This is a genomic window from Cellulomonas pakistanensis (assembly GCF_016862755.1).
Classification (GTDB): domain Bacteria; phylum Actinomycetota; class Actinomycetes; order Actinomycetales; family Cellulomonadaceae; genus Cellulomonas; species Cellulomonas pakistanensis.
Genome location: NZ_BONO01000001.1, coordinates 151250 through 177513 on the forward strand (window position 1 = coordinate 151250; position 26264 = coordinate 177513).

The following is a 26264-nucleotide window of genomic DNA, read 5'->3' on the forward strand; positions in this document are numbered from 1 at the left end:
GTCGGACGGCACGACGCCCAAGCCTGCCAGATCGGCGCCCCGGCCCGCCGACGAGCGGCGTCGGGGCCGGCCCGGGTGGGGGCGCCGAGCCCGGCGACGCGCACAGCTCCTCCACCGGAGCGCGTCCGGGCGCCGTGAGGGAGTCGTTACAGTGGCCTGCATGCCCGAGCCCGCGCGCGCCCTGCCCCCGCAGGGCGTCCCCGCGCCGCCGGGCGGTCACGCCCTGCGCATCGACCCCCGGTCGACCCGCACCCGGCACCCGCACCTCCCCGTCGTCGAGGAGACCTCGGCGGGCGGTCTGGTCGTCCGCCTGGACGGCGGCCTGCACGTCGCCGCGGTGATCGCGCGCCGCAACCGCGCCGGCCGGCTGGAGTGGTGCCTGCCCAAGGGCCACCTCGAGGGCGAGGAGACGCCGGAGCAGGCGGCCGTCCGCGAGATCGCCGAGGAGACCGGGATCGTCGGCCGCATCGTGCGGCGGCTCGGGGTGATCGACTACTGGTTCACCGGCGACGACCGCCGCGTGCACAAGATGGTGCACCACTATCTTCTCGGCGCGGTCGGCGGCGAGCTGACCGTCGAGGGAGATCCCGACGGTGAGGCGGAGGACGTGGCGTGGGTACCGGTGCTCGACCTGCCGGGGCGTCTGGCGTACCCCAACGAGCGACGACTGGCCGAGGCCGCGCACGTGGTCCTCGTCGGCGGGGCATGAGGCTGCGCGGCACGGCGGGGCGCGCACGAGCGGTCGCGGCGGCGGTCCTGGCCGCCTGCGTGGTCGCGCTGCCGGGCGTCCCCGCCCTAGGGGCGCCCGCCGCCGCGACCGCCCCGGCCCCGGCCCGGGTCGCGGCCACCACCGCCCCGGCCGCGCCGTCGACGGACGACCTGCCGGTGAGCGTCGCCGTCACCGCGGTGTCCCCGCAGGTGCTCCAGCCGGGCCAGGACCTGACGGTCACCGCCACGCTGCGCAACGACGGCGAGGAGGTCGTCGAGCAGCCCCGGGCGTCCGTCCGCATCTACCGGTACCGGATGTCGACGCGAGAGCAGGTCGCGAGCTGGGCGGAGGCGGGCGACTCCAGCCCGATCGGCGACGTGGCCGCGACCGTCGCGCTGGACGCGCCGCTCGCGCCCGGTGCCACGGCCACCGTCACCGTCACCGTGCCCGCCGCGGACGTCGGCCTGCTGCGCACCGAGGACGCGTGGGGACCCCGCGGCGTCACGCTCGACGTCGGCGACGGCCGCACCCGGGTCGGCGTCGACCGGACGTACCTGCTGTGGGACTCCGCCGAGGAGGTGCCGACGGCGCACGTCGGCGTCCTGTCCTCGGTCGTCGGCCCGGCGACCGACCCCGCCACCAGCGGCGCCGCCGCGGGCGACGACGAGGAGGCCGCGGACGGCGGACCCGCCCCGACCGGCACGCCCGCGCCGACGCCCACCGGCTCCCCCGCGGCGACCGGCCAGCAGGAGGAGCAGGACGACGTCGCGGCCGAGGAGCAGGACGGCGCCGCCGCGGCGGAGGAGGACGAGCGGCTCACGGCGCTCACCGCGTCGGGCGGCCGGCTGACGAAGCTGCTGCAGGCCACCGCGGACCACCCGTTCGTCTCGTGGGCGGTCGACCCGGCCCTCGTCGACCAGGCCGCGACCGGGTCGCGCGCCGCCCAGACCTGGCTGACCGGCCTCACCGAGGCCGCCGACGGGCGCGAGGTGCTGCGCCTGCCGTGGGCGGACCCCGACCTCGCCGCGATCGCGCACGCCGGGTCCGCCGACAGCGCCGCCGACCTGCTCGCGCTCGCCCGCGGCGTCGCCTCGCAGCACGGCGGCGCGCTGTGGCAGGACGCGGCGCCGGTGCTGTGGGCGGCCGACGACGTCCCCGACCAGGTCACCGCCGACCGGGCCGCGCACTCCGACCCCGGCACCCCCTGGGTCGTCGGCCCGGACGCGCTGCCCGCCGACGACTCCGAGGTGCCGAGCTCGCCGACGTCGGTCAGCACCCCGTCGGGCGCCCTGGCGACGCTCGCGCCGGACGCGACGCTGTCCGGGCTGCTCGCCGACCCCGCCGCCTCGCAGCCGGGCGTGACCCCCGCGACCGCCGCCCAGCGCGTGCTCGCCGAGTCGGCGGTCATCGCGCGGTCCGACGACGCCGCCACCACGTACGTCCTGGCCACCACGCCCCGCGACTGGCAGCCGACCACGGCGGTCGCGCAGGCGCAGCTCGACGCCCTGGCGGGCGCCGACTGGGTCGAGACCGCGACGGTCGCGGACATGCTCGCGGCCGAGGCGGCCGGCGAGGCGGACGGGGACGGCGCCGCGCGGGAGGCCCTGCCCGCCTCCCAGCGCGGCGACGCCGAGCTCACCCCCGCATGGGTGAACGCGCTCGCGGCGCAGTGGCGGTCGGCCGAGGAGTTCGCGGCCGTCGTCGACGACCCCGCCGCGCTGCTCGCCGGGCTGGACGCCGACCTGGTCGCCCCGCTCGCCGTCGCGTGGCGGGACGACGTCGACGGGCGCGCCGCCGCGATCAACGTCGCGATCGCCGAGTCCCAGGCCCGGCAGTCCGGGCTCTCGGTCGTGCTCAACGAGCAGCTCACGGTGATCTCGAGCTCCGCCCAGATCAGCGTCGCGGTGCGCAACGACCTCGACCAGGCCGCGCGCGTGCGGGTCGAGCTGCGCCCGCAGAAGGGCTGCCTGGACACGACGCGCTCGCCGGTCACCGAGGTGGCCCCGGACGCCGACACCACCGTGCAGCTGACCCTGCGGGCGAGCGCGAACTGCGACGTCACGGTCGAGGTGAGCCTGGTGTCCGAGACCGGCCGCCAGCTCGCGACGCCGCAGGAGTTCTCCGCGCGGGTCGCCCCGACGATCGAGAGCGTCGGCGGCATCGTCGTCGGCGTGCTGCTGGCGCTCGTGCTCGCGTTCGGGATCTGGCGGACGGTGCGCCGCGGCCAGACCGCGCGGCGCGGGGCGCGCGTGGTGCCCGACCCGGCGCCCGGTGACCCGGACCCGCCCGCCTCGGGCGAGCCGGCCGGCGGCGACCCCGACGGCGGCACGCCGCCCGCCGACGGCCCGCCCGCGAGCGCCGCACCCGCCGGCGGCCCCGGCACCTCCCCCGGACGACAGGACCCGCGATGACCACCCCCGCCAGCGACGCGCGCGCCGGCGACCCGGACGGCACCGCGGCCGGCACGACGGCCGGCGGCGGCACGGACGGCGGCGCCGGCGCGCCGGCCGGCGCCTCGACCCCCGCGGTGGGCCTGCGCCGCTCGTCGCTCGTCATGGCGTCCGGCACCGCCGCGTCCCGCGTGCTCGGCGTCGTCAACACCGCGCTGCTCGGCTGGGCGATCGGCCTGACGGGCGAGGTCGCCAACGCGTTCTCCGTGGCGAACAAGCTGCCGAACACGCTCTACCTGCTCATCGCCGGCGGCGTGCTGAACGCCGTCCTGGTCCCCCAGGTCGTGCGCGCGTACCGCCGGGCCGACGGCCAGCAGTACGTCGACCGGCTGCTGACGGTGGGCGTCGTCGGGCTCCTGGGCCTGACGCTCGTGCTGACCGCCGCCGCGCCGCTGTTCGTCGCGTTCTACTCCTCGTTCCCCGACCCGGAGGTGACGCGGCTCGCCACCGCGCTGGCGTTCTGGTGCATCCCGCAGGTGTTCTTCTACGGGCTGTACTCGCTGCTCGGGCAGGTGCTCAACGCGCGCGGGTCGTTCGGCCCCTACATGTGGGCGCCGGTCGTGAACAACGTCGTGTTCGTCGTCGGCCTCCTCGTGCTCGTGCAGGTGGCCGGGCGGACGGGCGAGGGCGACACCGCCGGCGACTGGACCGCCGGCCAGACGGCGCTGCTCGGCGGCGCGGCCACGCTCGGCATCGTCGTCCAGGCGCTGGTGCTGCTCGTCCCGCTGTACCGCAGCGGGTTCCGCTACCGGCCGCGGTGGGGCCTGCGCGGGTCCGGCCTCGGCAGCGCCGGGCGCGTGGCGACCTGGACGTTCCTCGGGCTGCTCATCGGGCAGGTCGGCGTCTGGCGGATCAGCGTGGTCGCCAGCTCGGTCGCCACGGAGGGCGCCGCCGGCAACGCGGTGTACGACCGTGCGTTCCTCATCTTCATGCTGCCGCACTCGCTGGTGACGGTGTCGCTCGCGACCGCGCTGTTCACCCGGCTGTCCGGCCGGGCGGCCTCCGGCGACGCCGCCGGCGTGCGCACCGACCTGTCGCTCGGCCTCCGCACCGTCGGCGTCTTCACCGTGCTGGCCACCACCGGCATCGCGGTGCTCGCGTTCCCGCTGGGCCGCGCCCTGTTCCCGGACCAGCCGGACGGAGAGGTGCACGCGCTCGCGATGTCGGTGGTCGCCCTCGTGCTCGGCCTGGTCGCGTTCGGCGTGTGGTCGCTGTGCCAGCGCGTCTACTACGCCTACGAGGACGCGCGGTCGATGGTGCCGGTCCAGCTGCTGATGGCGGCCGTCGTGGTCGGCGGCACCGAGCTGGGGCGCGCCACGCTCGACGACCGGTACTGGGTCGCCGCGGCCTGCCTCTCGATGGCGGTGTCGTACGCGGTCGGCGCCGTGGTCGCGCTCGTGTCCGTGCGCAGGCGGCTCGGCGGGGTCGACGGCCGCCGGGTGCTGACCCTGCACCTCAAGGCCGCCGTCGGCGCCGTCCTGGCCGCGGGCGCGGGCCTCGGGCTGCTCGCCCTGCTCGGACCGGTCGACTCCTGGGGCCGGGCCGTGCTGGCGTGCGTGCTGGGCGGAGCGCTGATGACCGCGGTGTACGTCGGCGTGCTCGCCCTGCTCCGGGTCCGGGAGCTGCGCACGCTCGCGGCGCCCGTGCTGCGCCGCCTCGGGCGCGGCTGACCCGGCGGCGCCTCCCCCGGCGCGCGGCTCGCGGAGGCCCGGTCCGGCGCTGGGTGCGGCCCCGTGCCGGACGCCGGACCCCTCCTCCCGTCTAGCATGACCGGGAGGCGCGGCCCCGACCGGCCGCGCCCGCGCGCAGACCCGACGACGGACGGAGGACCGAGTGGTGCAGGCCCGCCCCGGCGACCCCGGACGCCCCGACGCCCCCGCGCTCGGCCGGCTCGGCGGCACGGTCGCCGGCCGGTACCGGCTCGACGAGCGCCGCCCCACCGACCTGCCCGAGGCCGAGCGGTGGTCCGCCACCGACACGATCCTGGCGCGCCCGGTCGCCGTGACCCTGGTGTCCGGCGCCCGCACGGCCGCCGTGCTCGACGCCGCCAGGCGCGCCGCGCTCGTCGTCGAGCCGCGCCTGGCCCGCATCCTCGACGTCGGCACCGCCGACGGCACGGGGTACGTCGTGACCGCCGCCGTCGAGGGCCGCAGCCTGGCCGCGCTGGCCGGGCGCGCGCCGCTGCCCGCGGACCAGGCCCGGGCCGTCGTGGGCGAGGCCGCCGCCGCGCTCGAGGCCGCGCGCCGGCGCGGCGTGCACCACCTCGCCCTGCGTCCCGACGCCCTCGTGCTCACGCCGGGCGGCCGCGTCGTCCTCGAGGGCCTGGCCGTCGACGGCGAGCTCGTCGGCGCCGCCGGGGGGACCGCGCACGCCATGAGCCGCGCCGATGCCGTCGGGCTGGTCCGGGTGCTGTACGCCGCGCTCACCGGCCGCTGGCCGGCCGTGGCCCCCGGCTCCGCCCCGGTGCCGAGCTTCGCCGCGTGGTCGGTTGCCGACGGCGCGCCCGCGCCCGCCGTGGTCGAGCTGGACGCCGGCCTGCCCGACGCCCCCGAGCACGACGGGACCGCGCTGCCGCCCGTCGACCTCGTGCCCGGCGTCCCCGCGGACCTCGACACGCTCTGCGCCGTCACCCTCGGCCCGCACGACGACGGGCCGCACAGCCCGGGCGAGCTCGTGCGCGAGCTCGAGCCGTGGCGGGCCGTCCGCGTCGACGAGATCTACCGCGCCGCGGACGCCGGGCGCTGGCCCGCGCTGCCGTCGCAGGGCACCGGTGCCGGGGCGGCCGGGGTCGCCGCCGCGGCGGGTGCCGCCGCGGTCGGCGTCGCCTCGTCCCGCGTGACCCCGGCCCCCGGCGCGGCCCCCCGCACCACCACCGCACCTCCGACGGGAAGCAGCCCGATGAGCGACGACCAGCAGCCCGCCTCCGACGACACGGCCACCCCGGCGACGGGCAGCCCGCGCGACGGGTCCCGACCGGGCGCCGGAGCGGCCGGCGCCGGTGCGGCGGCTGAGGCCGGCGCGGGTGGCGCGGGTGGCCAGGCGGGTGCTGCCGCGGCCGGTGCCGCGGGCGCTGCCGGCGCGGGTGCCGGCGCTGCGGGTGCGGCCGCTGCGGGTGCTGCGGCCGCGGGCGCGACCGGCGTCGCGCGGCAGTCGGTGCGGTCCGCGTTCGGGTCGACGCCCAGCGCGGGCGCCCGCCGACCGGGCACCCCGCCCCCCGCGATCCCGCCGGCCGGCCAGCCCGCGGCCATCCCGCCCTCCGGTCGGTCGCCCGTCCGCACCTCGACCCGGGGCACGCCTGCGGTGCCGGCCCCGACGGCGGACGCCGCGGCGTCGGGCGGCGGCGCGGCGTCCGGCGGCGGCGCGGCGTCCGGCGGCGGTCCGACCGCCTCGGGCACGCCGGCGGCCACCGGCGCGACGGCCACCGCCGCGACCGCCACCGGCGGTGCACCGGCCCGGGCCGGTACGGACGACTCCGGCGCGCCCGACCCCGGCCGGACGACCCCGGCCGCCTCGACGACGCCCGACGCCCCGCCCGCCGTGCCCCCGGCCCGCTCCTCGTCCCCCGCCGAGCCCGCGCCCGCGACGGAACCCGCCGCCGAGCCCGCCGCGGAGGCGGCCGGCGCGCGCGCGGCCACCCGCGCCGGGACGTCCGCCGACGCCCCCCGGACCGAGGCGGCGCCGGCCGCCGCGTCGACCCCGGCCACCGCGTCGCGCGAGCCGGACGCCGCGGACCTCGCGGTGGCCGGCATCACCGGAGCCGGCGACGACGACCGTCGCGACCCGTCCGCGACCGCCTCCGACGGCGCCGGCACGGGCTCCGCGGCCGCCGTGGTCCGGCGCGCCACCTCGGTGTTCCGCCGCCCGTCCGCCGAGCGCGCCACCCCCGCTGAGGCGGCGGGCACTGCTGCGGCGGGGGGAACCGCTGCAGCCGGCACCGCGTCCGGGGCCGGGGTCCCCGCCGCCTGGACGCCGCCCGTCCCCGCGGACGCCGACGAGCCCCCGGCGCTCCTGCCCGGGGCGGCGACGCCCGCGCGCGGCGACGGGACCGGCGCGCCCTCCGCCGCGGACGCGGCGGAGGACACCGCGGCCAGCCCCCGGTGGGACCTCCCGTTCCCGTCCGAGGACCGCGACGCACCGATCGCGCAGCGCCGGATCGACCCCACCCGCTGGGTGCTCGGCGGCGTGGCGCTGGCGGTCGTCATCGGCCTGGTCGTCGCGATCAACACGGTGCTCTCGCCGTTCCGGTCCCCGGGTGACGGCGACGCGCAGCCCGCACCGGCGCCGGCGACCTCCGCCCCGGCCGCCGAGCCGGCCCCCGCCGAGGGCGAGGAGGGCGCGGCCGGCGAGGAGCCCCCGGCGGCCGTCCCGCCCGCGATCGCGGCGGTGAACAGCATCGACCCGTCGGACGGCGACGGCGAGCACGAGGAGCTCGTCGGCCGGCTGACCGACGGCGACCCGGCCACCACCTGGTACACGCACACCTACAACCGCCCGGACTACGCCGGCTTCAAGGACGCGGTGGGCCTGGTCATCACGCTCCAGCAGCCGGCCACCGTCACGGCGATCACGCTGGACGTCAACGGCTCCGGCGGCGCCGTCGAGGTCCGGTCGACCGACGCGGCGAACCCGACCGCCGGCGACGTGCTGGCGTCGAGCGCGCTCGCGCCGCAGACCGTCCTGACGCTCGCGCAGCCGACCGAGACCCAGAGCATCGTGCTGTGGTTCCCGGCCCTCGCGCAGACCCCGGACGGCCAGAACCGGATCGAGATCTCCAACCTCGCGGTGTCCTGACCTCCGTCCCCGCCGGGTCCCGCCTCGGGTCCGGCGGGGGCGGAACAGACCGCGCCTAGGATCTGTTCTCCGCTGCATCAGCAAGTTCCCCGACCTCGAGGAAGCACCGTGACCGAGACCCCCGTCCGCGACATCGTCATCGTCGGCTCCGGCCCCGCCGGGTACACCGCCGCGATCTACGCGGCGCGCGCGGGCCTGGCCCCCTACGTGGTGGCCGGGTCGGTGACCGCCGGCGGCGCGCTGATGAACACCACGGACGTCGAGAACTTCCCGGGCTTCCCGGACGGGATCCTCGGCCCGGACCTCATGGACAACCTGCAGAAGCAGGCCGAGCGGTTCGGCGCCGAGGTGCTCTGGGACGACGCCGTCGAGCTCGACCTGGCCGGCCCGGTCAAGACGGTCGTCACCGGGGGCGGCGAGACCATCCGCGCCCGCGCCGTGATCCTGTCGACCGGCTCCGCGTACCGCGAGCTGGGCCTGGACGACGAGAAGCGCCTGTCCGGCCGTGGCGTCTCGTGGTGCGCGACCTGCGACGGGTTCTTCTTCCGCGACCAGGACATCATCGTGGTCGGCGGCGGCGACTCCGCGGTCGAGGAGGCCACGTTCCTCACCCGGTTCGGCAAGTCGGTGACGATCGTGCACCGCCGTGACGAGCTCCGGGCGTCGAAGATCATGGCCGACCGCGCGAAGAACGACCCGAAGATCCAGTTCGCCTGGAACTCCGAGGTCGTCGGGATCCACGGCGACGAGAAGGTCACCGGCGTGACGCTCCGCGACACCGTGACCGGGGAGACCCGCGAGCACGGCGCCACCGGCGTGTTCGTGGCGATCGGTCACGTGCCGCGCACCGAGCTGCTCGCCGGGCAGGTCGACCTGGACGAGAACGGCTACATCGTCGTCGAGGGCCGGTCGACCCGGACCAACCTGCCGGGCGTGTTCGCGGCCGGCGACGCGGTGGACCACACCTACCGCCAGGCGATCACCGCGGCCGGGTCCGGCTGCTCCGCCGCGCTCGACGCGCAGCACTACCTCGCCGCGCTCGGCGACGTGGACCCGGCCTCGCCGTCGGAGATCCCGCCCGCCGTCGAGCAGGCCGAGGTCGACGCCGCCGACGCCCTCGAGGCGCAGGGAGCCGACACCGCGTCGGCCGCGGCCGCCGCCGGGCACTGACCGCGCCGTGGTCGCCGCGCTCGCGGTGACCGCACCGACCTTCGAGCAGGAGGTCCTGCGGTCGCCGCTGCCCGTCGTCGTCGACTTCTGGGCGGCCTGGTGCGTGCCGTGCCGCATGGTCACGCCCGTGCTCGAGGAGCTCGCGGGCGTCTACGCGGGCCGGCTGCGGTTCGTCGCGGTGGACACCGAGGCGGAGCAGGACCTGACCGCCCGGTACAACGTCGTCTCGATCCCCACGCTGTACGTGTTCCACTCCGGCGAGCTCGTCCGGACGCTGGTCGGGGCGCGCGAGAAGCGGGCCTACGCCGCCGAGCTGGACGCGGCGCTGACGGAGATCGCGACCTGGTGACTCCGGGGCCGCGCGCCGGCTGAGCCGGGCGTCGCGCCCCGCCGACCCCGGCGTGCGCCCGTCGCGCGGACGGGGAGGCTTCGTGCGCGGGCGGCGCGCCCGTGGTGGACGGGGCCCCGGACCGCCGGAGTGGCGTGGCACACTCGGGAGATGACCGCTCTCGAGCGGCCCGACGGCACGGCGTCGGGCCCCCACCCGACCCCGGCCGCCGGCACGCGGCTCGACCGCTGGCTCGGCTCCTACGCCGAGCGCACGCACGGCATGCGCGCCTCCGAGATCCGCGCGCTGTTCGCCGTCGCGAACCGCCCCGAGGTGGTGTCGCTCGCCGGCGGCATGCCGTACCTCGAGGGCCTCCCCCTCGACGTGCTCGGCGACCTCGCCCAGCGCGTCGTCGCCACCCGCGGCACCACCGCCCTCCAGTACGGCTCCGGCCAGGGCGACGAGACCCTGCGCGAGCAGATCCTCGACGTCATGCGGCTCGAGGGCATCGAGGCGCACCCGGACGACGTGGTCGTCACGACGGGGTCGCAGCAGGCGCTCGACCTCGTCACCCGGCTCTTCGTCGACCCGGGTGACGTGGTCGTCGCGGAGGCGCCGTCGTACGTCGGCGCGCTGGGGGTGTTCCGCGCGTACCAGGCCGACGTGGTGCACGTGCCGCTGGACGCCGAGGGGCTCGTCCCCGAGGCGCTGGAGGCCACGCTCGCCGACCTCGCCCGTCAGGGCCGTCGGGTCAAGCTGCTGTACACGGTGCCCAACTTCCACAACCCGGCCGGCGTGACCCTCTCGGCCGAGCGCCGGCCCCGGATCCTCGAGATCGCGGCCCGGTACGGCGTGCTCGTCCTCGAGGACAACCCGTACGGGCTCCTCGGCTTCGACCGCGAGCCCCTGCCCGCCATGCGCTCGATGAGCGACGAGGGCGTCATCTACCTCGGGTCGTTCTCCAAGACGTTCGCACCCGGCTACCGGGTCGGCTGGGCCGTCGCGCCGCACGCCGTCCGGGAGAAGCTCGTGCTGGCGTCCGAGTCGGCGATCCTGTCCCCCTCCAACGCCTCGCAGCTGGCCATCAGCGCCTACCTGGCGACGTGCGACTGGCGCGGCCAGGTCAAGGCCTTCCGCGAGCTGTACCGCGAGCGGCGGGACGCGATGATCGGCGCGCTGGCCGAGCACCTGCCCGACGCCTCCTGGACCGTCCCCGACGGCGGCTTCTACACCTGGGTCCGGCTGCCCGACGGCCTGGACGCCAAGGCGATGCTGCCCCGCGCTGTCACAGCCCGCGTGGCGTACGTGCCCGGCACGGCGTTCTACTTCGACGGGCAGGGCGCGGACCACATGCGGCTGTCGTTCTGCTTCCCGACCCCGGAGCGCATCCGCGAGGGCGTCCGCCGGCTGGCGGGTGTCGTCTCCGCCGAGAGCGAGCTCGTGTCGCTGTTCGGCACCGGCGGGCAGGCCGTCCGCGGCGACGTGCAGTCCCCCGGCCCCGACCTGGCCTGACGCGCCGCCCCGGCGCGTCCGGGCGCGTCCCCGCGGCTAGTACGGTCGGGGAGGCGCGCGGTGCTCGGCGGGTCCGCCGGGTTCCCGGTGCCGCTCGTCCCGTCCCGCCGCCCCACCGTCCACGACCGGCCGCCGCGCGGCCGCCACCAGGAGGCCCCGACCGTGCCGCACCCCGTCCCCGCCACCCCGCGCGTCGTCGTCCTGGCCGGCGGCCTCTCGCACGAGCGGGACGTCTCGATCCGCTCCGGCCGGCGCGTGGCCGAGGCGCTCCGCTCCTCCGGCGTCGAGGTCTCCGTGCACGACGTCGACGCCGACCTGGTCCCGGCCCTCGCCGAGACGCGCCCGGACCTCGTCTGGCCGCTGCTGCACGGCGCGGGGGGCGAGGACGGGTCGGTCCGCGACGTCCTGGAGCTGCTCGGCGTCCGGAGCCTCGGCACGGGCCCGCGCGCCAGCCGCGTCGCCTGGAGCAAGCCGATCGCCAAGACGACGGTGACCCGGGCGGGCATCGCCACGCCGGAGTTCGTGACGCTGCCGCAGAGCCTGTTCCGCGAGCTCGGGGCCGGCCGCGTCATGGACGCGGTCGTGGCGCGGCTGGGCCTGCCCCTCGTCGTGAAGCCGTCGCGCGGGGGCTCCGCCCTGGGGGTGACCCTCGTGCGGACGGCGGAGGAGCTCCCGGGGGCGATGGTCGCGTGCTTCGCGTACGGCGACACCGCGCTGATCGAGCGCGCCGTCGAGGGCGTCGAGGTCGCCGTGGGCGTCGTGGAGCTCGACGGCTCGCCCGTCGCGCTGCCCGCCGTCGAGGTCGTCACCGACGGCCCGTACGACTACGACGCGCGGTACAACCCCGGGCGCACGGAGTACTTCGCGCCGGCGCGGCTCTCCGACGAGCTCGCGGCGCGCGCCGCCGAGACGGCCGTGGCCGCGCACCAGGTCCTCGGCCTACGGCACCTGTCGCGGACCGACCTCATCATCGACGCCGAGGGGCAGCCCTGGTTCCTCGAGGTGAACGTCGCCCCGGGCATGACCGAGACGTCGCTGTTCCCCCAGGGCGCCGAGGCCGGCGGGCACCACCTGCCGACGCTGTACCGCCGCCTGGTCGAGGCCGGTCTCGCCGCCTCCTGACGGCCGCGCCGCGGCCCGCGACGGCCCGGCACCCGCCGACGACGAAGGCGCCGACACCCCGGGGAGGGTACCGGCGCCTTCGTCGGTCCTGCGCGGTGGCCGCACGGGCCGCCGACCCGTCAGGAGCGCAGGATGCCCGGGTCGTCGGGCGCGAGGCTCGACAGGATGCGGTTGAGGTCCTGCACCGAGGCGAACTCGACCGTCAGCTTGCCGCGCTGCTTGCCGAGGTCGACCTTCACCCGCGTCTCGAACCGGTCCGACAGGCGGCTCGCCAGGTCGTCCAGCGCCTCGTTCCGCAGGCCCGCCCGCGGGCGCCGCTGCTTCGGCGCGCCGTCCTCGGCACCGAGCGCGACGATCTCCTCGACCGCGCGGACGGACAGCCCCTCGGCGACGATCCGCTGCGCGAGGCGCTCGATCGCGGCACCGTCGGCCAGGCCCAGCAGGGCCCGCGCGTGCCCCGCCGACAGCACGCCGGCGGCGACCCGCCGCTGCACGAGCGGGGGCAGCCGGAGCAGGCGCAGGGTGTTCGAGATCTGCGGGCGCGAGCGGTGGATGCGCTGGGCCAGCTCGTCGTGCGTGCAGCCGAAGTCGTCCAGCAGCTGCTGGTAGGCCGCGGCCTCCTCGAGGGGGTTGAGCTGCGACCGGTGGAGGTTCTCCAGGAGGGCGTCGCGGAGCAGGTCCGCGTCCTCCGTCTGCCGGACGATGGCGGGGATCGTGTCCAAGCCGGCGGCCTGGGTCGCGCGCCACCGCCGCTCACCCATGATCAGCTCGTAGCCGTCGTCGACGGGCCGCACCACGACCGGCTGGAGCACGCCGATCTCCTGGATGGAGCCGACGAGCTCGTCGAGCGCGTCCTCGTCGAACACGGACCGCGGCTGCCGCGGGTTGGGCCGGATCGCCGTGACCGGCAGGTCCGCGAACGTCGCGCCGGGCACGGGGACGAGGTCGTCGACCTCGGCGGTGGGCGGCATCGGCGGGACCTCGGCGACCGGCGCTGCCGCCTCGGGCGTCGGCGCGTCCGCCTGCGCCCGGGACCGCGGCTGGCGCACCGTGAGCGAGGGGACGCCCTTGCGGCCGTTCGACCGGGTCGGTGCCGCGGGCGGGGCCGAGGTCTCGGCCGGCGCGGCCGTCGGCGCGGCCCGGTCGGCGGCCCGCTCCCCCGCGGCCCGGTCGGCGGCCCGCTCCCCCGCGGCCCGGCCGTCGTCGTCGTCGTCGGCGCGCCCGTTCCCGCTGGTCAGGGCGCTGCTGGCGGCCGGACGGGCGTCCTGGCTGCGGTCCGGGAAGAACACGTCGACGGGACGGTCGCCGTCGCGCGGCTCGGCACCGGTCGGGATGAGCGCACCCAGGCCGCGCCCGAGACCTCGCCGCTTCTCGCTCACGCGTCCTCCTTCTGCCGGTCCGCGGTCGTTCCGCGCTCGGCGAGCTCTCGTGCCGCCTCCAGGTACGCCAGGGCGCCGCTCGAGCCCGGATCGTACGTCAGGACGGTCTGGCCGTACGACGGCGCCTCGGAGACGCGGACCGAGCGCGGCACCGTGGTCCGGAGGGTCTTGTCCGGGAAGTGCTCCCGGACCTCCTGCGCGACCTGCTGGGCCAGGTTGGTCCGGCCGTCGTACATGGTGAGCAGGATGGTCGACACGTGCAGGCCGCGGTTGAGGTGCGCCTGGATGAGCTCGATGGACTTGAGGAGCTGGCTCAGGCCCTCCAGCGCGTAGTACTCGCACTGGATGGGGATCAGGACCTCGTCGCCGACCACGAACGCGTTGACGGTCAGCAGCCCGAGGCTGGGCGGGCAGTCCACCAGGACGTAGTCGATCCGGGGCTCGCCGCGCCGCTCGCGCTCCTCCAGGTAGGCGTGCACGGCGTTCCGCAGCCGCGTCTCGCGGGCCACCATCGACACGAGCTCGATCTCGGCGCCGGACAGGTCGATCGTCGCCGGCGCGCACCACAGGTTGGGCACGTCGGGGCTCGGGTACACCGCCTCGGCGAGCGGCGTGCCGTCCACCAGCACGTCGTAGACGGAGGTGACGCCGGCCCGGTGGTCGACGCCGAGGGCGGTCGACGCGTTGCCCTGCGGGTCGTTGTCGATGACGAGCACGTGCAGGCCCGACTGCGCGAGCGCCGCCGCCAGGTTCACCGTGGTGGTCGTCTTGCCGACGCCGCCCTTCTGGTTCGCGACCGTGATGACGCGCGTGCGGTCCGGGCGCGGGAACGTCCGCCCCCGCAGCTCGATCCGCCGCCGGGCGTCCTGCCGCAGCTCCGCCATGAGGGGCGTGTCCTCGTCGGCCGATGGCAGGCTCTCCACCAGCGCGGCGCGTCGGCGCTCGTCGTGGTCGTCGCCGACCCAGCGGCTCGGTTCCGTCGTCACGCGCCCCGTCCCTTCGTCGAGCGGCGCGGTCGTCGCGACCGGCCTTCCGTTCCACGTGAAACACGGGCGCGCTCCGGCACCGTCCCCGCGTTGGTCCTGGTCACGAGCACCACGCTGGTGGGCTCCAGGCCCGGCAGGGTCGGCGCGACCCGGATCTCGGCGACCCCGCCGCCAAGCCGCTCCCCCACCATGACGGCCTCCTCCGCCTCCTGCTGCGCCCGTCCGCCCTTGAGCGCGACCAGGCGGCCACCGACGGCGAGCAGCGGCAACGTCCACCCGTACAGCTTGTCGAGCGCAGCGACCGCGCGGGCCGTCACGGCGTCGGCGCTGAGCTCCCCGACCTGGTCCTCGGCGCGGCCGCGCAGCACCCGGACGTTCCGGAGACCCAGCGTCTCGACGACCTCCGAGAGCCAGTCGGTGCGGCGTTCCATCGGCTCGAGCAGCACGATCTGGGCGTCCGGACGCATGGCCGCGACGACGATCCCGGGCAGGCCGGCGCCGCTCCCGACGTCGACGATCGTGCCCGTCGCCGGCAGGAAGGGGACGACCGCGGCCGAGTTGACCAGGTGGCGCTCCCACAGGCGCGCGAGCTCGCGCGGACCGACCAGGCCGCGCAGGAGGCCCTGGTCGCGCAGCAGGTCGTGGAACCCCTCCACCGCGGGCCAGGCAGCGCCGAAGTGCTCGGGGAGGCGGGGGTCGCCCGCCAGGGGATCGGCGGGCACGTCGCGCTGCTCGTCATCGCGCGCAGGTGCCGACTCTGACCGCACAGCACTCCCCTGGTCTCGGGATCGGGTGGTGCGCGATGCCGGGTCGGCACGTCCCGCGCACGTGAGCCTCTACGGTACCGCGCGCGTCCGACGCTCCGGCTCGGGCGCGCACGGTGTCGGCCCGGTGTTCCACGTGGAACGGTGAGCGACGCGCGGGCTTACCGGGCCGGTGGTGGGTCGGATCTTTGCGCCAGTTTGATGCCGCCGACGGCTTCCCGCCGGATACCCGCCCCCTCTCTCCGCCTGCCCGCAACGACGATGCGGCGCCGGGCCGCCTCGTTCCACGTGAAACGGCACTGACGGCGGGGGCGTGCACGTGACCGAGTCGCGCCGGACGGCCCCCGCGCGCCGGGCCCGTTCCGCTGTCGAGGACCGTGGCCTGACACCGCTCCGGCCCGGTCCGACAGGTTCCACGTGAAACGCCGCCTCCGAGTTGAACGCTGCCTCCGTCTGGACCGCCTGCATGAGGCGGAGACTGCTTCGCGCGGTACGCCGCTTGTCCCGCCCGGAGCTCCTACTCCCGTGGAACGGCCGCTCCGCACGTCACCACACTCCCACCCAGACCGGAACTTCCCTCTTGCGGACGGCGGCGGGCATGCTCATCGACAGCACGCCTCCGGTCGGCCGATCCGCCGCCGACGGGCGCGCCGCCCTTCCCGGGCCCCGCCCTGGCGATCGGCCAGCCCGTGCCGTCACTCCAATCGCGGAGGCAGCGCAAGCCAAGGCGGGCCGCTCGACGGAGGCGCACAGGTCCTCGGTACGCCCGCGGCTGACGCTCACCTCGGGTAGCCCGGAGCGCGTCCTGGGCGCGTTTCACGTGGAACGGGTCAGCGTGCAGCCAATGGGGCGCCCCGCGTTGCGTTCCGAGGCCGGGCAGCGGAAGGCTTCGAGCCGCTGGAACAGCGCCGGCACCGGCCCGCCCACCGATGACCCGGTCCTGTCGGCCATGGCGGATGGCGGATGGCGATCGTCGCGAGATCCGGAAAGCACCCACAGCGCGCGCTCGCCGACCCGCGCCCCGTCGGAAGCGCGGCCTCGGCGGCCGGACTCGCCCGGGAGCTCGCCGCCGCATGAACTCTCCACCGCGCTCCGCCCGGACCTCGACGACGTCGTCCCGCGCCCCGCGTGCGGTCGATTCCGGTCGGCGGCCGAGATCACGAGTACGTAAGTCAAGGCCGGATCGCCTCTGGCCGTCGACCGTGCGCCCGCGGTCGCGCCATGTCGGCGCGACCGCTCGCCTCACCGGGTCCATCGCGCGCCAGCCACCACACGCAGGGGCAACTGACACGGAATGGCGCGATGCGATCGACCACGCACTTCCCGCCAGTCGTTCACCCGTGCACGACTTCGCCCAGAAGCCCCGTACGGTGGCCGCGGACACACACGAAAGGCCGGCCCCGTCCGGGACCGGCCTCTCGTCAGCTCCTGCCGAAGCGTCGGCCGCCTCAGTCGGCCGGCTTCACCACGACGTAGCGCGCCGGCTCGACGCCCTCCGAGTCCGAGCTGAGCCCGGCCGCGGCGACGGCGTCGTGCACGACCTTGCGCTCGAACGGGTTCATCGGCTCCAGCGACACCGGGCCACCGGATGCCCGCACGGCCGCGATCGCCTCGTCGGCGACCTTCACGAGCTCGGTCCTGCGCCCCGCGCGGTATCCCGCGATGTCGAGCATCAGCCGGCTGCGGTCGCCGGTCTTCGCCTGCACGGCGAGCCGGGTCAGCTCCTGGAGCGCGTCCAGCACCTCCCCGTCCTCGCCGACCAGGCGACGGAGCGCGCGCTCGGTCCCCGGCTCCGCGACGATCTCCACGGCCGCGCGGCCGTGGTCGACGTCGATGTCGATGTCGCCGTCCAGGTCGGCGATGTCGAGCAGCTCCTCCAGGTAGTCGGCCGCGATCTCGCCCTCCTCCTCGAGGCGGGTCACGGCGCCGGCTTCACCGGTGGCGTCGGTGGGAGTGGTCATCTGGGCTCTCCTTGCTGGGAGGGTCGGTCCGCGCCGAGGCGCGCAGGTCTCAGTCGTCGGTCGCGTTGCCGGACGGGGTCGTGCCGGGGCGGCTCTGCGCCGAGCCACCCGTGCCCTGGCCGCTGCCGCCCCGCTTCTTCTTCGCCCGGGTGGCAGCCGGGCCGGTGGCACCCGCGGCCTTGCCGGCCTGCGCGGATCCGGCCTGCGCGGGCCCCGAGCCGGACGCTCCTGCGCCCTTGCCGCCCTGCGCCGGACCCGAGGCGGTCGCTCCCCCGGCCGTCCCGCCCTGCGCGGAGCCCGAGCGGGTCGACTTCCTGGCGCCGCCGGACGGAGCGGCCGCACCCGCCGGGCGCTGCTTCTTCGCGCGTGCCTTGCCGACCGGCTGCTGACGCTGCCCGCCGGTCGGCTTCTCCTCGATGGTGAGGGTGTCCGACTCCTCGATCGTCACGCCCTTGTGCGCGGCCTTCTTGGACTGCCGCGCCTTGAGCGCGGCCTCGGCCGCAGAGCCCGGCGCCGGCATCCGGCGGATCGTGTAGAACTGCTGACCCATCGACCACAGGTTGGTGGTGGTCCAGTAGATGAGGACACCGATCGGGAAGTTCACGCCGGAGAAGGCGAAGATCAGCGGGAAGACGTACATGAGCATCTTCTGCTGCTGCGCCATCGGGCCCTCGAGGGCGGCGGGCGGCATGTTCTTCATGGTCAGCTGGCGCTGCGTGAGGAACGTCGTCAGCGACATCGCGACGACCAGGATGACCGTCACCCACCGGACGTTGGCCGCGGCGTCGCCGAACTCCGCGGCGTTCATGAACGTCGCGGACAGGGGGGCACCGAGGATCGTCGCGCTCTCGGCCTGCGCCGCGAGCTCCTGCGTCAGCGGGCCCAGGTTCGGCCGCGGGTACGAGCCGTCGGCGAGCTGCGGGAGCGAGTTCAGCACCCGGAACAGCGCGAAGAAGATGGGCGACTGCGCCAGGATCGGCAGGCAGGACGAGAAGGGGTTCGTCTTGTGCTTGCGGTACAGCTCCATCGTCTCGCGGCTCATGGCCTCACGGGACGCGGGGTCGGTCTTGCCCTTGTACTTCGCCTGGATCTTCCGCATCTCCGGCGCGAGGAGCTGCATGCCCCGGGACGCCTTGATCTGCTTGAAGAACAGCGGGATCAGGATGATCCGCATGACGATCACGAGGCCGACGATCGACAGCCCCCAGGCCGCGCCACCGGCGGGGTCGAGACCCAGCCAGGTCAGCAGCGAGTGGAACTGGACCATGATCCAGGCCACCGCGACCATGATCGGATACAAGATGCTGTCGAACCAGGCCATCGTGGACTACTCCAGGTGGTGATCAGTGCGCGGAGGCGACCGCGCCGTGCGGGTGGCGACGGTGCGACCCCGCCGGTGGAACGTCGTCGACGCCGCCCGGGTTCCACGGGTTGCAGCGCAGGATCCGCCAGACCGCCAGCCGCGTGCCCTTCACGACGCCGTGCCGCTCGAGGGCGATCACGGCGTACGCGGAGCACGACGGGTAGAACCGGCAGGTCGGCGGGGTGAGCGGGGACACGAAGCGCTGGTACCCGCGGATCAGCAGGACGAGCAGGCGGCGCGGGACCCGGGCGACGCCGCGCAGCACGCGGACGCCGCCACCGGCACCGTCGCGGTCCCGGGTCATCGTGCCGCGACCTCGGCGGCGCGCTCCGCCCGGCGACGGCCCGCGGTGCGCAGGGCGCCGTCCAGGTCGCGCCCGAGCGTGGCGTAGTCGGCCTCGGCCGCCGGCGCGAGCGCCCGCACCACGAGGTCCGCGTCGGCCGGCAGGGCGGCCAGCCGCTCGGTCGTCAGGGCGCGCAGGCGCCGCTTGACCCGGTTGCGGGTCACGGCGTTGCCCACGCCCTTGGACACGACGAAACCGACCGCCGGACCGGGTCCGGGGTCGGTTCGCGTCACGAGGTGCACCACCAGCGTGCTCCGCCCGGCGCGCGCACCGGCACGGACGGTCCGCTCGAAGTCGGCGGACCGGCGCATCCGGTGCGCGGCGGGCAGCACCGCGTCGGGTGGGGTCAGGCCGACAGCTCGGCGCGACCCTTGCGCCGGCGGGCGGCGAGGATCGCGCGGCCGGCACGCGTCCGCATGCGCAGACGGAAGCCGTGGGTCTTGGCGCGACGCCGGTTGTTCGGCTGGAAGGTCCGCTTGCTCACGATGGTCTCCAAGTACTTCGGTACATCGGCCGACGTCCGGCCAGGTCTCTGCGCCCGTGCTCGACTGCTCCGGTACCCACGTCGTCGACGCGGCCGACGTCAGGGCACGCCAGCAGGAGCCATCTCAGGCCGGACTACGGTACGTCGCCCGCGTGCGCCGGTCAAACCGCGGGGCCCGCGGGGCGGGGCCGATCGGCCCGCACCCCTCCCGCGCGGTCGTGGCGGCCACTAGCATCGTCCCCCGACGCGTCCCGCAGCGACCCGGTCCCCACCCCGTGGACAGAGCCGGCCGAGGCTGTGGACGACGCCGCACCGGATGACCGGACGCGCCACGGCGAGCCCGAGATCCCGCGCGATCCACCGTCGCGCACAGGTGTGGACAAGTCTGTGGACACGTCACCGGGGCGTGCGACACTCGACCACGCGACTCACGACGGCAGCGAGGTACAGGTGTCAGGACAGGACGATCAGCTCACGCAGGTCTGGTCGGCCGCGATGGCGCAGCTCGAGGTGAGCCCCGACATCACGCCGCGCCAGCTCGCCTTCGTGCGCCTGGCCAAGCCGCTCGGCCTGCTCGACGGGACGATGCTGCTCGCGGTCGGCAACGACCTCACCAAGGACTACCTGGAGACCCGCGTCCGCCAGGAGGTCTCCGACGCCCTGGCCGCCGCGCTCGGCCGCGACGCCCGGTTCGCGATCACGGTCGACCCGTCGCTCGAGACCGGTGACGCGGGCCTCGCCACGGCACCGCCCGCGCGAGGGCCGGAGTCCGGTCCGACCCCGGTCGTGCAGCACGCGGCGACCGGGCACCCCAGCACCGGCGAGGCGGCGCAGGTCGAGCCCGTGCGCGGCGAGCCGTTCCGCCGCGAGCCGGCCGGGCCGACGCCGAGCGTCGAGCCGGCGCGCCTGAACCCGAAGTACCTGTTCGAGACGTTCGTCATCGGCTCGTCCAACCGGTTCGCGCACGCGGCGGCCGTGGCCGTGGCCGAGGCACCGGCGAAGGCCTACAACCCGCTGTTCATCTACGGCGACTCCGGCCTGGGCAAGACGCACCTGCTGCACGCGATCGGCCACTACGCCCGGAACCTCTACCCCTCGGTGCGCGTGCGCTACGTGAACTCCGAGGAGTTCACCAACGACTTCATCAACTCCATCTCGGAGGGCAAGGCGGGCGCCTTCCAGCGCCGCTACCGCGAGGTGGACGTGCTCCTCATCGACGACATCCAGTTCCTGCAGGGCAAGGAGCAGACGATGGAGGAGTTCTTCCACACGTTCAACACCCTGCACAACGCCAACAAGCAGATCGTGCTCACGTCCGACCTGCCGCCCAAGCAGCTCAACGGCTTCGAGGACCGGATGCGGTCCCGGTTCGAGTGGGGCCTCATCACCGACGTCCAGCCGCCGGACCTCGAGACGCGGATCGCGATCCTGCGGAAGAAGTCGGCCAACGACAAGCTGCAGGCGCCGGACGACGTGCACGAGTACATCGCGTCGAAGATCTCGACCAACATCCGCGAGCTGGAGGGCGCGCTCATCCGGGTGACCGCGTTCGCGAACCTCAACCGGCAGCAGGTGGACCTGTCGCTGGCCGAGATCGTGCTCAAGGACCTCATCACCGACGACGACCAGGCGGACATCACGGCGACCGCCGTCATCGGGCAGACCGCGGCGTACTTCGGCCTCACGATCGAGGACCTGTGCGGGTCGTCGCGGTCCCGCGTCCTCGTGACCGCGCGCCAGATCGCGATGTACCTGTGCCGCGAGCTCACCGACCTGTCGCTGCCGAAGATCGGCCAGGCGTTCGGCGGACGCGACCACACCACCGTGATGCACGCGAACCGCAAGATCCGCGAGCTCATGGCCGAGCGCCGGTCGATCTTCAACCAGGTCACCGAGCTGACCAACCGCATCAAGCAGGAGAGCCGCGGCTGACCGCCCCGGCCCGCTCCGCGCGGCACGCGGCGACCCGCCCCGGCACCGGCCGGCGGCGGGTCGTCGCGTTCTCGTGCCCGCAGGGCGCACGAAACAGGCCTGGGACGAATGTGCACACCTGTGGACACGTCTGTGGAAACCGGTGGACGACCCCCATGATTCGTGTGGACGGATCCTGCGGTCGTCGTGGACGGAGAAGGACGCCACGAGCACTGTCCACGTCCGCGCGCGCCGTCCCCAACCGGTCCACAGGCACCGTGCACACGTCCCGAGATACGCTGACCTGCACGAAGACACGTCATCCCCAGAGTGCACAGAAGCGACGATGACGACGACCGATCCCTAGGAAAGAGATCCACAGCCCGTCAATGCTGTTCCGGGCCGAGGCGACGACCGACCGGACGGCTCCGGGCGCTCCTTCCCGGACGACGCCCCGGACCCGAACGGCTGTGCACGACGTCGACGGCCCCGAAACGTTCGCCCAGTGCCGTCCTCTGCGCGGGAGGCCGCCGCGCAGTCTCCCCGGGCCGCACCGACGCCCAGCTCTCGAGGCCTCCTGACGAACGATCCGCGCCCTCCGCGCGTGTCCACAGCCCCACGCGATCGGTACCGGACCCCTGGTCACTCGCGTAGTGTTCGGGGCGACCCCTGCCCTCCCACGGCCGGGGTCGTTCAGCACCGCGCACGGGATCCCCGGATCCCCCAGACCGAGAGGGTGGGGCATGAAGTTCCGCGTCGAACGTGACGTCCTCGCAGAAGCCGTCACGTGGATCGCTCGCAGCCTGCCCACCCGCCCGCCGGTCCCGGTCCTGGCCGGTGTCCGCATCGAGGCCGAGGCCGACGGCACGCTCCGTCTGGCCTCCTTCGACTACGAGGTGTCGGCGCGCTCCGAGATCCCCGCGGACGTCAGCGAGCCCGGCACCGTCCTGGTCTCCGGCCGCCTGCTCGCGGAGATCTCCCGCGCCCTGCCGAACAAGCCGGTCGACGTGCAGCTCGACGGGACCAAGGTGTCCGTCACCTGCGGCGCGAGCCGGTTCACGCTGCTCACGATGCCGGTGGAGGACTACCCGCAGCTCCCCGCGATGCCGGCGCTCACCGGCACGGTCGACGGCGACGAGATGACCCGCGCCGTCGCGCAGGTCACCGTCGCCGCCAGCCGCGACGACACCCTCCCCCTGCTGACCGGCGTCCGCGTCGAGATCGAGGGCGAGAAGGTCACGCTGCTCGCCACCGACCGGTACCGCCTCGCGCTGCGCGAGCTCACCTGGCACCCCTCCGACCCGGGCGTGTCCGAGGTCGCGCTGGTCCGCGCCCGCACGCTGTCCGACGCCGCGAAGTCGCTGGGCGCCTCCGGCTCGGTGAACGTCGGCCTGGCGACCGGCCAGGGCGTCGACCTCATCGGCTTCGAGGCCGGCGGCCGGCACACCACCTCGCTGCTGGTCGACGGCGACTACCCGGCCGTGCGCCGGCTGTTCCCGGACGAGTCGCCGATCCACGCGGTCGTGAACACCCAGCTGCTCGCCGACGCCGCCAAGCGCGTGGCGCTCGTCGCGGAGCGGAACACCCCGATCCGGCTGACGTTCACGGACGGCCAGGTCGTGCTGGACGCCGGCCAGGGCGACGACGCGCAGGCGTCCGAGGCGCTCGAGGCGACGCTGGTCGGCGAGGACATCGCCGTGGCGTTCAACCCGCAGTTCCTGCTCGACGGGCTGGGCGCGCTGACGACGTCGTTCGTGCGGCTCTCGTTCACGCACCCGAACAAGCCGGTCGAGTTCACGGGCCAGGAGTCGCTCGAGGGCGACGACCTCAAGGAGTACCGCTACCTGCTGGTCCCCATCCGCTTCGCGTCCTGACGCGCGCGCGCCGGCCGGGCGGCCGCCGGCGCGCGCCGGGTGTGACCTGCGAGACGGGGCCACCGGTCGTCACCACCCCCGTCGCCGCGGGAGGATGGCGGGCGACAAGGACGCCGCGGGACGCGAAGCCGTCCCGACGGCGGTCGGGCGAGGAGAGGTGGAGCGATGCAGATCGGCCTGGTGGGTCTCGGCAGGATGGGCGCGAACATGCGCGACCGGATGCGCAACGCGGGGATCGAGGTCACCGGCTACGACCGGAACCCCGAGGTCACCGACGTGGCGTCCCTGGCCGAGCTGGTCGAGGCGCTCCCCGCCGGCGAGCGGGTCGTGTGGGTCATGGTGCCGGCCGGCGCCGTCACGCACGCGGTGATCGAGGAGCTCGGCGGCCTGCTGACCGAGGGCGACCTGGTCATCGACGGCGGCAACTCGTACTTCGGCGACGACAAGGGCCACGCCGAGCAGCTCGGCGCCAAGGGTGTGCACTTCCTCGACGTCGGCGTCTCCGGCGGCGTCTGGGGCCTCGCCAACGGGTACGGCCTCATGGTCGGCGGCGACGCCGCGCAGGTCGAGCGCGTCATGCCCGTGTTCGACGCGCTGCGCCCCGAGGGCCCGCGCGAGGAGGGCTTCGTGCACGCGGGCGAGGTCGGCGCCGGCCACTACGCCAAGATGGTGCACAACGGCATCGAGTACGGCCTCATGCAGGCGTACGCCGAGGGCTACGAGCTGCTCGCCGCCAAGGACATCGTCACCGACGTCGCCGGCACCATGAAGGCCTGGCAGCGCGGCACCGTCGTCCGCTCCTGGCTGCTCGAGCTCCTCGTCAAGGCGCTCGAGGAGGACCAGGCGTTCGAGGCGATCGACGACTGGGTCGCGGACTCCGGCGAGGGCCGGTGGACCGTGGACGAGGCGATCGACGCCGCCGTGCCGCTGCCGGTCATCACCGCCGCGCTGTTCGCCCGGTTCCAGTCCCGCCAGGAGCAGTCCCCCGCGATGAAGGCGGTCGCGGCGCTGCGCCAGCAGTTCGGCGGGCACGCGGTGAAGGCCGCGGGCGCCCCCATCTCCGGCGACGCCCCGTCGGGCGTGCGCTCGGAGGGCTGACGCCCCGCCGATGTACGTCTCGCACCTGTCCCTGACGGACTTCCGGTCGTACCACCAGGTCGACCTCACCTTCGAGCCGGGGATCACCGCGCTCGTCGGGCCGAACGGGCAGGGCAAGACCAACCTCGTCGAGGCGATCGGCTACATCTCGACGTTCTCCAGCCACCGCGTGCCGACCGACGCCCCGCTCGTGCGGGCGGGGTCGTCGGCGGCCGTGGTGCGCTCGCGCATCGTGCGCGCGCAGGACGACGGCTCGGAGCGCGCGCTGGTCATCGAGGCGCAGCTGGGGTCCGGGCGGTCGAACCGGGTCAAGCTCAACGGCGCCCCCTCCCGGGCCCGCGACGTCGTCGGCGCGCTGCGCTCGGTGCTGTTCGCGCCCGAGGACCTGGCGCTGGTGAAGGGCGACCCGGACGGCCGCCGGCGGTTCGTCGACGACCTCGCCGTCCAGGTCACCCCGCGGCTCGCGGGCGTGTTCTCCGAGTACGACCGCGTCGTGAAGCAGCGCACGGCGCTGCTGAAGTCCGCCGCGGGGTTCCGCGGGCGGTCGTCCGTCGACCTCAGCACCCTCGACGTGTGGGACGCCAAGCTGGCCGAGCTCGGCGCGCACGTCATCGTCGCGCGGCAGGCCGTGGTCGCGGCGCTCGACCCGTACGTCGGGGACGCGTACGAGCAGGTCAGCGACGGCCAGGGCGCGGCCCGGGTGGGCTACCGGTCCTCGCTCGCCGCGGCGCTGGCCGGCGCGGACGCCGAGCGGGACACGCTCCCCGCCGTCGCGGGCCCGGCGCAGCCCGGCGCCGACTCCGCGACCCCGGCGCGCGCCGTCGAGGCGCAGATGCTCGAGGCGCTCGGCCGGGTGCGGCCCAAGGAGCTCGAGCGGGGCGTCTGCCTGGTCGGCCCGCACCGCGACGACCTCGTCCTCACGCTCGGCGACCTGCCCGCCAAGGGCTACGCGAGCCACGGCGAGTCCTGGTCCGTCGCCCTGGCGCTGCGGCTCGCGTCCTACGAGCTGCTGACCAACGGCCCGCGGGCCGGCACCACCGAGGACGCCGCGCAGCTCTGGGTGGCCGACTCCGGCCCGGACGGCGAGCCGGTGCTCATGCTGGACGACGTGTTCGCCGAGCTGGACGCCAGGCGACGCGAGCGGTTGGCCGGCATGGTGGCCGGCGCGCGGCAGGTGTTCGTCACGGCGGCGGTCCCGGGCGACGTCCCCGAGCGGCTCGCGGGGGCCCGGTACGACGTGCTGGCGTCGGAGGTCGCCCGTGTCGCCTGACGACTCTCCCCGTGCGCGGGGCGAGGACGCCGCGGGCGCCGCCCCGGTACCTGCCTCGGCGCCGGACGCCGACGACGCCCCGTCGTTCGACCCCGCGGTGCCGGTGTCCGAGCAGCTCGAGGTCACGCCGGCCGCGCAGATGGCCCGGCTCTCGCTCGCCCGGTTCCGCTCGGTGGCCCGGTCGAAGGGCTACCGCCCCGGTCAGGCGCCCCGCGGCCGGTCGCCGCTGTCCCCCGCCGAGCTCGGCGGTGCCGGCGCGCACCCCCGCGACCCGCTCGCGGTGTCCGCCACGATGGCGTCGCTGTTCCGGGACCGCGGCTGGGTGCAGGAGGTGTCGGTCGGCGGGGTCGTCGGCCGGTGGCGCGAGGTCGTCGGGGACCAGATCGCCGACCACTGCACGCCGGAGACCTTCGCGGAAGGGGTGCTGGTCGTACGGACCGACTCCTCCGCGTGGGCGCAGCAGCTGAAGATGCTGGCGCCGCAGCTGGTCCGGCGGATGGCCGAGGACGTCGGCGAGGGCGTGGTGAAGGACGTGCGGGTGCTGGGTCCGCAGGGACCGGGGTTCGGCAAGGGCCGCCGCTCGGTCCGCGGCCGCGGACCCCGCGACACCTGGGGCTGACGGGTCGCCCCGCGTCCGCCGCTCGGCAGGCGGGTGCGGTCGTCCACAGGAGCGCGGTTCTCCGGGGTTTCCGGGCCGGGGGCGGGTACACTGAGAATCGACATCTCTGGCGCGTCTGCGCCGGTCCAGG

20 protein-coding genes and 1 pseudogene are annotated in these 26264 nt (G+C 75.6%); 13 read left to right on the forward strand and 8 right to left on the reverse strand.

The features are described from left to right. The first annotated feature begins 160 nt into the window (after positions 1-160). The 8 genes from Cpa01nite_RS00800 (at position 161) to Cpa01nite_RS00835 (ending at position 12082) form a co-directional block, all read left to right on the forward strand. Positions 161-709, forward strand: a complete 549-nt coding sequence (locus Cpa01nite_RS00800; protein ID WP_203666821.1) for an NUDIX hydrolase — start codon at positions 161-163, stop codon at positions 707-709. Continuing rightward, positions 706-3120: a DUF6049 family protein gene (locus Cpa01nite_RS00805; protein ID WP_203666822.1), complete on the forward strand. Its 2415-nt coding sequence runs from the start codon at positions 706-708 to the stop codon at positions 3118-3120. Before Cpa01nite_RS00800 ends, Cpa01nite_RS00805 begins: the two co-directional genes overlap by 4 nt. After that, complete coding sequence (murJ, locus tag Cpa01nite_RS00810; protein WP_203666823.1) at positions 3117-4829, forward strand: murein biosynthesis integral membrane protein MurJ; 1713 nt, start codon at positions 3117-3119, stop codon at positions 4827-4829. The genes Cpa01nite_RS00805 and murJ overlap by 4 nt, the downstream gene beginning before the upstream one ends. Positions 4830-4995: 166 nt before the next feature. Continuing rightward, positions 4996-7950, forward strand: a complete 2955-nt coding sequence (locus Cpa01nite_RS00815) for a protein kinase family protein (RefSeq protein WP_203666824.1) — start codon at positions 4996-4998, stop codon at positions 7948-7950. 108 nt (positions 7951-8058) lie between these two features. Next, complete coding sequence (gene trxB / locus Cpa01nite_RS00820) at positions 8059-9120, forward strand: thioredoxin-disulfide reductase (RefSeq protein WP_203666825.1); 1062 nt, start codon at positions 8059-8061, stop codon at positions 9118-9120. Positions 9121-9127: 7 nt separating this feature from the next. Then, complete coding sequence (gene trxA / locus Cpa01nite_RS00825; RefSeq protein WP_203666826.1) at positions 9128-9469, forward strand: thioredoxin; 342 nt, start codon at positions 9128-9130, stop codon at positions 9467-9469. 150 nt (positions 9470-9619) lie between these two features. Continuing rightward, on the forward strand, positions 9620-10960 hold the full coding sequence (locus tag Cpa01nite_RS00830; RefSeq protein WP_203666827.1) for an aminotransferase-like domain-containing protein: 1341 nt from the start codon (positions 9620-9622) through the stop codon (positions 10958-10960). 162 nt (positions 10961-11122) lie between these two features. After that, complete coding sequence (locus Cpa01nite_RS00835) at positions 11123-12082, forward strand: D-alanine--D-alanine ligase family protein (protein ID WP_203666925.1); 960 nt, start codon at positions 11123-11125, stop codon at positions 12080-12082. A gap of 119 nt (positions 12083-12201) precedes the next feature. Here the strand turns inward: Cpa01nite_RS00835 and Cpa01nite_RS00840 are convergent, their stop codons facing one another. The 8 genes from Cpa01nite_RS00840 to rpmH form a co-directional block, all read right to left on the reverse strand. Continuing rightward, on the reverse strand, positions 12202-13461 hold the full coding sequence (locus Cpa01nite_RS00840; protein ID WP_203666828.1) for a ParB/RepB/Spo0J family partition protein: 1260 nt from the start codon (positions 13459-13461) through the stop codon (positions 12202-12204). Next, positions 13458-14447, reverse strand: coding sequence for an AAA family ATPase (locus Cpa01nite_RS00845; RefSeq protein ID WP_275406178.1), 990 nt, complete (start codon positions 14445-14447; stop codon positions 13458-13460). The genes Cpa01nite_RS00840 and Cpa01nite_RS00845 overlap by 4 nt, the downstream gene beginning before the upstream one ends. Beyond that, positions 14444-15169, reverse strand: a complete 726-nt coding sequence (gene rsmG / locus Cpa01nite_RS00850) for a 16S rRNA (guanine(527)-N(7))-methyltransferase RsmG (protein ID WP_203666829.1) — start codon at positions 15167-15169, stop codon at positions 14444-14446. Before rsmG ends, Cpa01nite_RS00845 begins: the two co-directional genes overlap by 4 nt. Before the next feature lie 1490 nt (positions 15170-16659). Then, a complete protein-coding gene (locus Cpa01nite_RS00855) occupies positions 16660-17172 on the reverse strand; it encodes a Jag family protein (RefSeq protein WP_203666830.1) in 513 nt (170 codons plus the stop codon). 49 nt (positions 17173-17221) lie between these two features. Then, positions 17222-18493: a membrane protein insertase YidC gene (gene yidC, locus Cpa01nite_RS00860; protein ID WP_203666831.1), complete on the reverse strand. Its 1272-nt coding sequence runs from the start codon at positions 18491-18493 to the stop codon at positions 17222-17224. A 22-nt stretch (positions 18494-18515) separates the two neighbouring features. Further along, the gene (gene yidD, locus Cpa01nite_RS00865; protein ID WP_203666832.1) at positions 18516-18839 is read right to left on the reverse strand and encodes a membrane protein insertion efficiency factor YidD; all 324 of its coding nucleotides are present in this window, start codon (positions 18837-18839) and stop codon (positions 18516-18518) included. Then, positions 18836-19210 (reverse strand): ribonuclease P protein component, encoded by a 375-nt coding sequence (gene rnpA, locus Cpa01nite_RS00870; RefSeq protein WP_203666833.1) that lies wholly within the window; start codon positions 19208-19210, stop codon positions 18836-18838. The genes yidD and rnpA overlap by 4 nt, the downstream gene beginning before the upstream one ends. Before the next feature lie 14 nt (positions 19211-19224). After that, a complete protein-coding gene (gene rpmH / locus Cpa01nite_RS00875) occupies positions 19225-19362 on the reverse strand; it encodes a 50S ribosomal protein L34 (RefSeq protein ID WP_010849920.1) in 138 nt (45 codons plus the stop codon). Positions 19363-19857: 495 nt separating this feature from the next. On the opposite strand from rpmH, the gene dnaA reads away from it, so the two are divergent. The 5 genes and pseudogenes from dnaA (at position 19858) to Cpa01nite_RS00900 (ending at position 26134) form a co-directional block, all read left to right on the forward strand. Next, a complete protein-coding gene (gene dnaA / locus Cpa01nite_RS00880; RefSeq protein ID WP_239068438.1) occupies positions 19858-21294 on the forward strand; it encodes a chromosomal replication initiator protein DnaA in 1437 nt (478 codons plus the stop codon). Positions 21295-22016: 722 nt separating this feature from the next. Then, positions 22017-23147, forward strand: coding sequence for a DNA polymerase III subunit beta (dnaN, locus tag Cpa01nite_RS00885; RefSeq protein WP_203666835.1), 1131 nt, complete (start codon positions 22017-22019; stop codon positions 23145-23147). A 144-nt stretch (positions 23148-23291) separates the two neighbouring features. Then, a pseudogene (gene gnd / locus Cpa01nite_RS00890) lies at positions 23292-24245 on the forward strand (phosphogluconate dehydrogenase (NAD(+)-dependent, decarboxylating)); the annotation flags it as partial. Between the two features lie 10 nt (positions 24246-24255). Next, complete coding sequence (recF, locus tag Cpa01nite_RS00895; RefSeq protein WP_203666837.1) at positions 24256-25515, forward strand: DNA replication/repair protein RecF; 1260 nt, start codon at positions 24256-24258, stop codon at positions 25513-25515. Then, entirely contained in the window at positions 25505-26134 is a 630-nt protein-coding gene (locus Cpa01nite_RS00900) for a DciA family protein (protein WP_239068423.1), read from the forward strand. The genes recF and Cpa01nite_RS00900 overlap by 11 nt, the downstream gene beginning before the upstream one ends. The last annotated feature ends 130 nt before the right edge of the window (positions 26135-26264 follow it).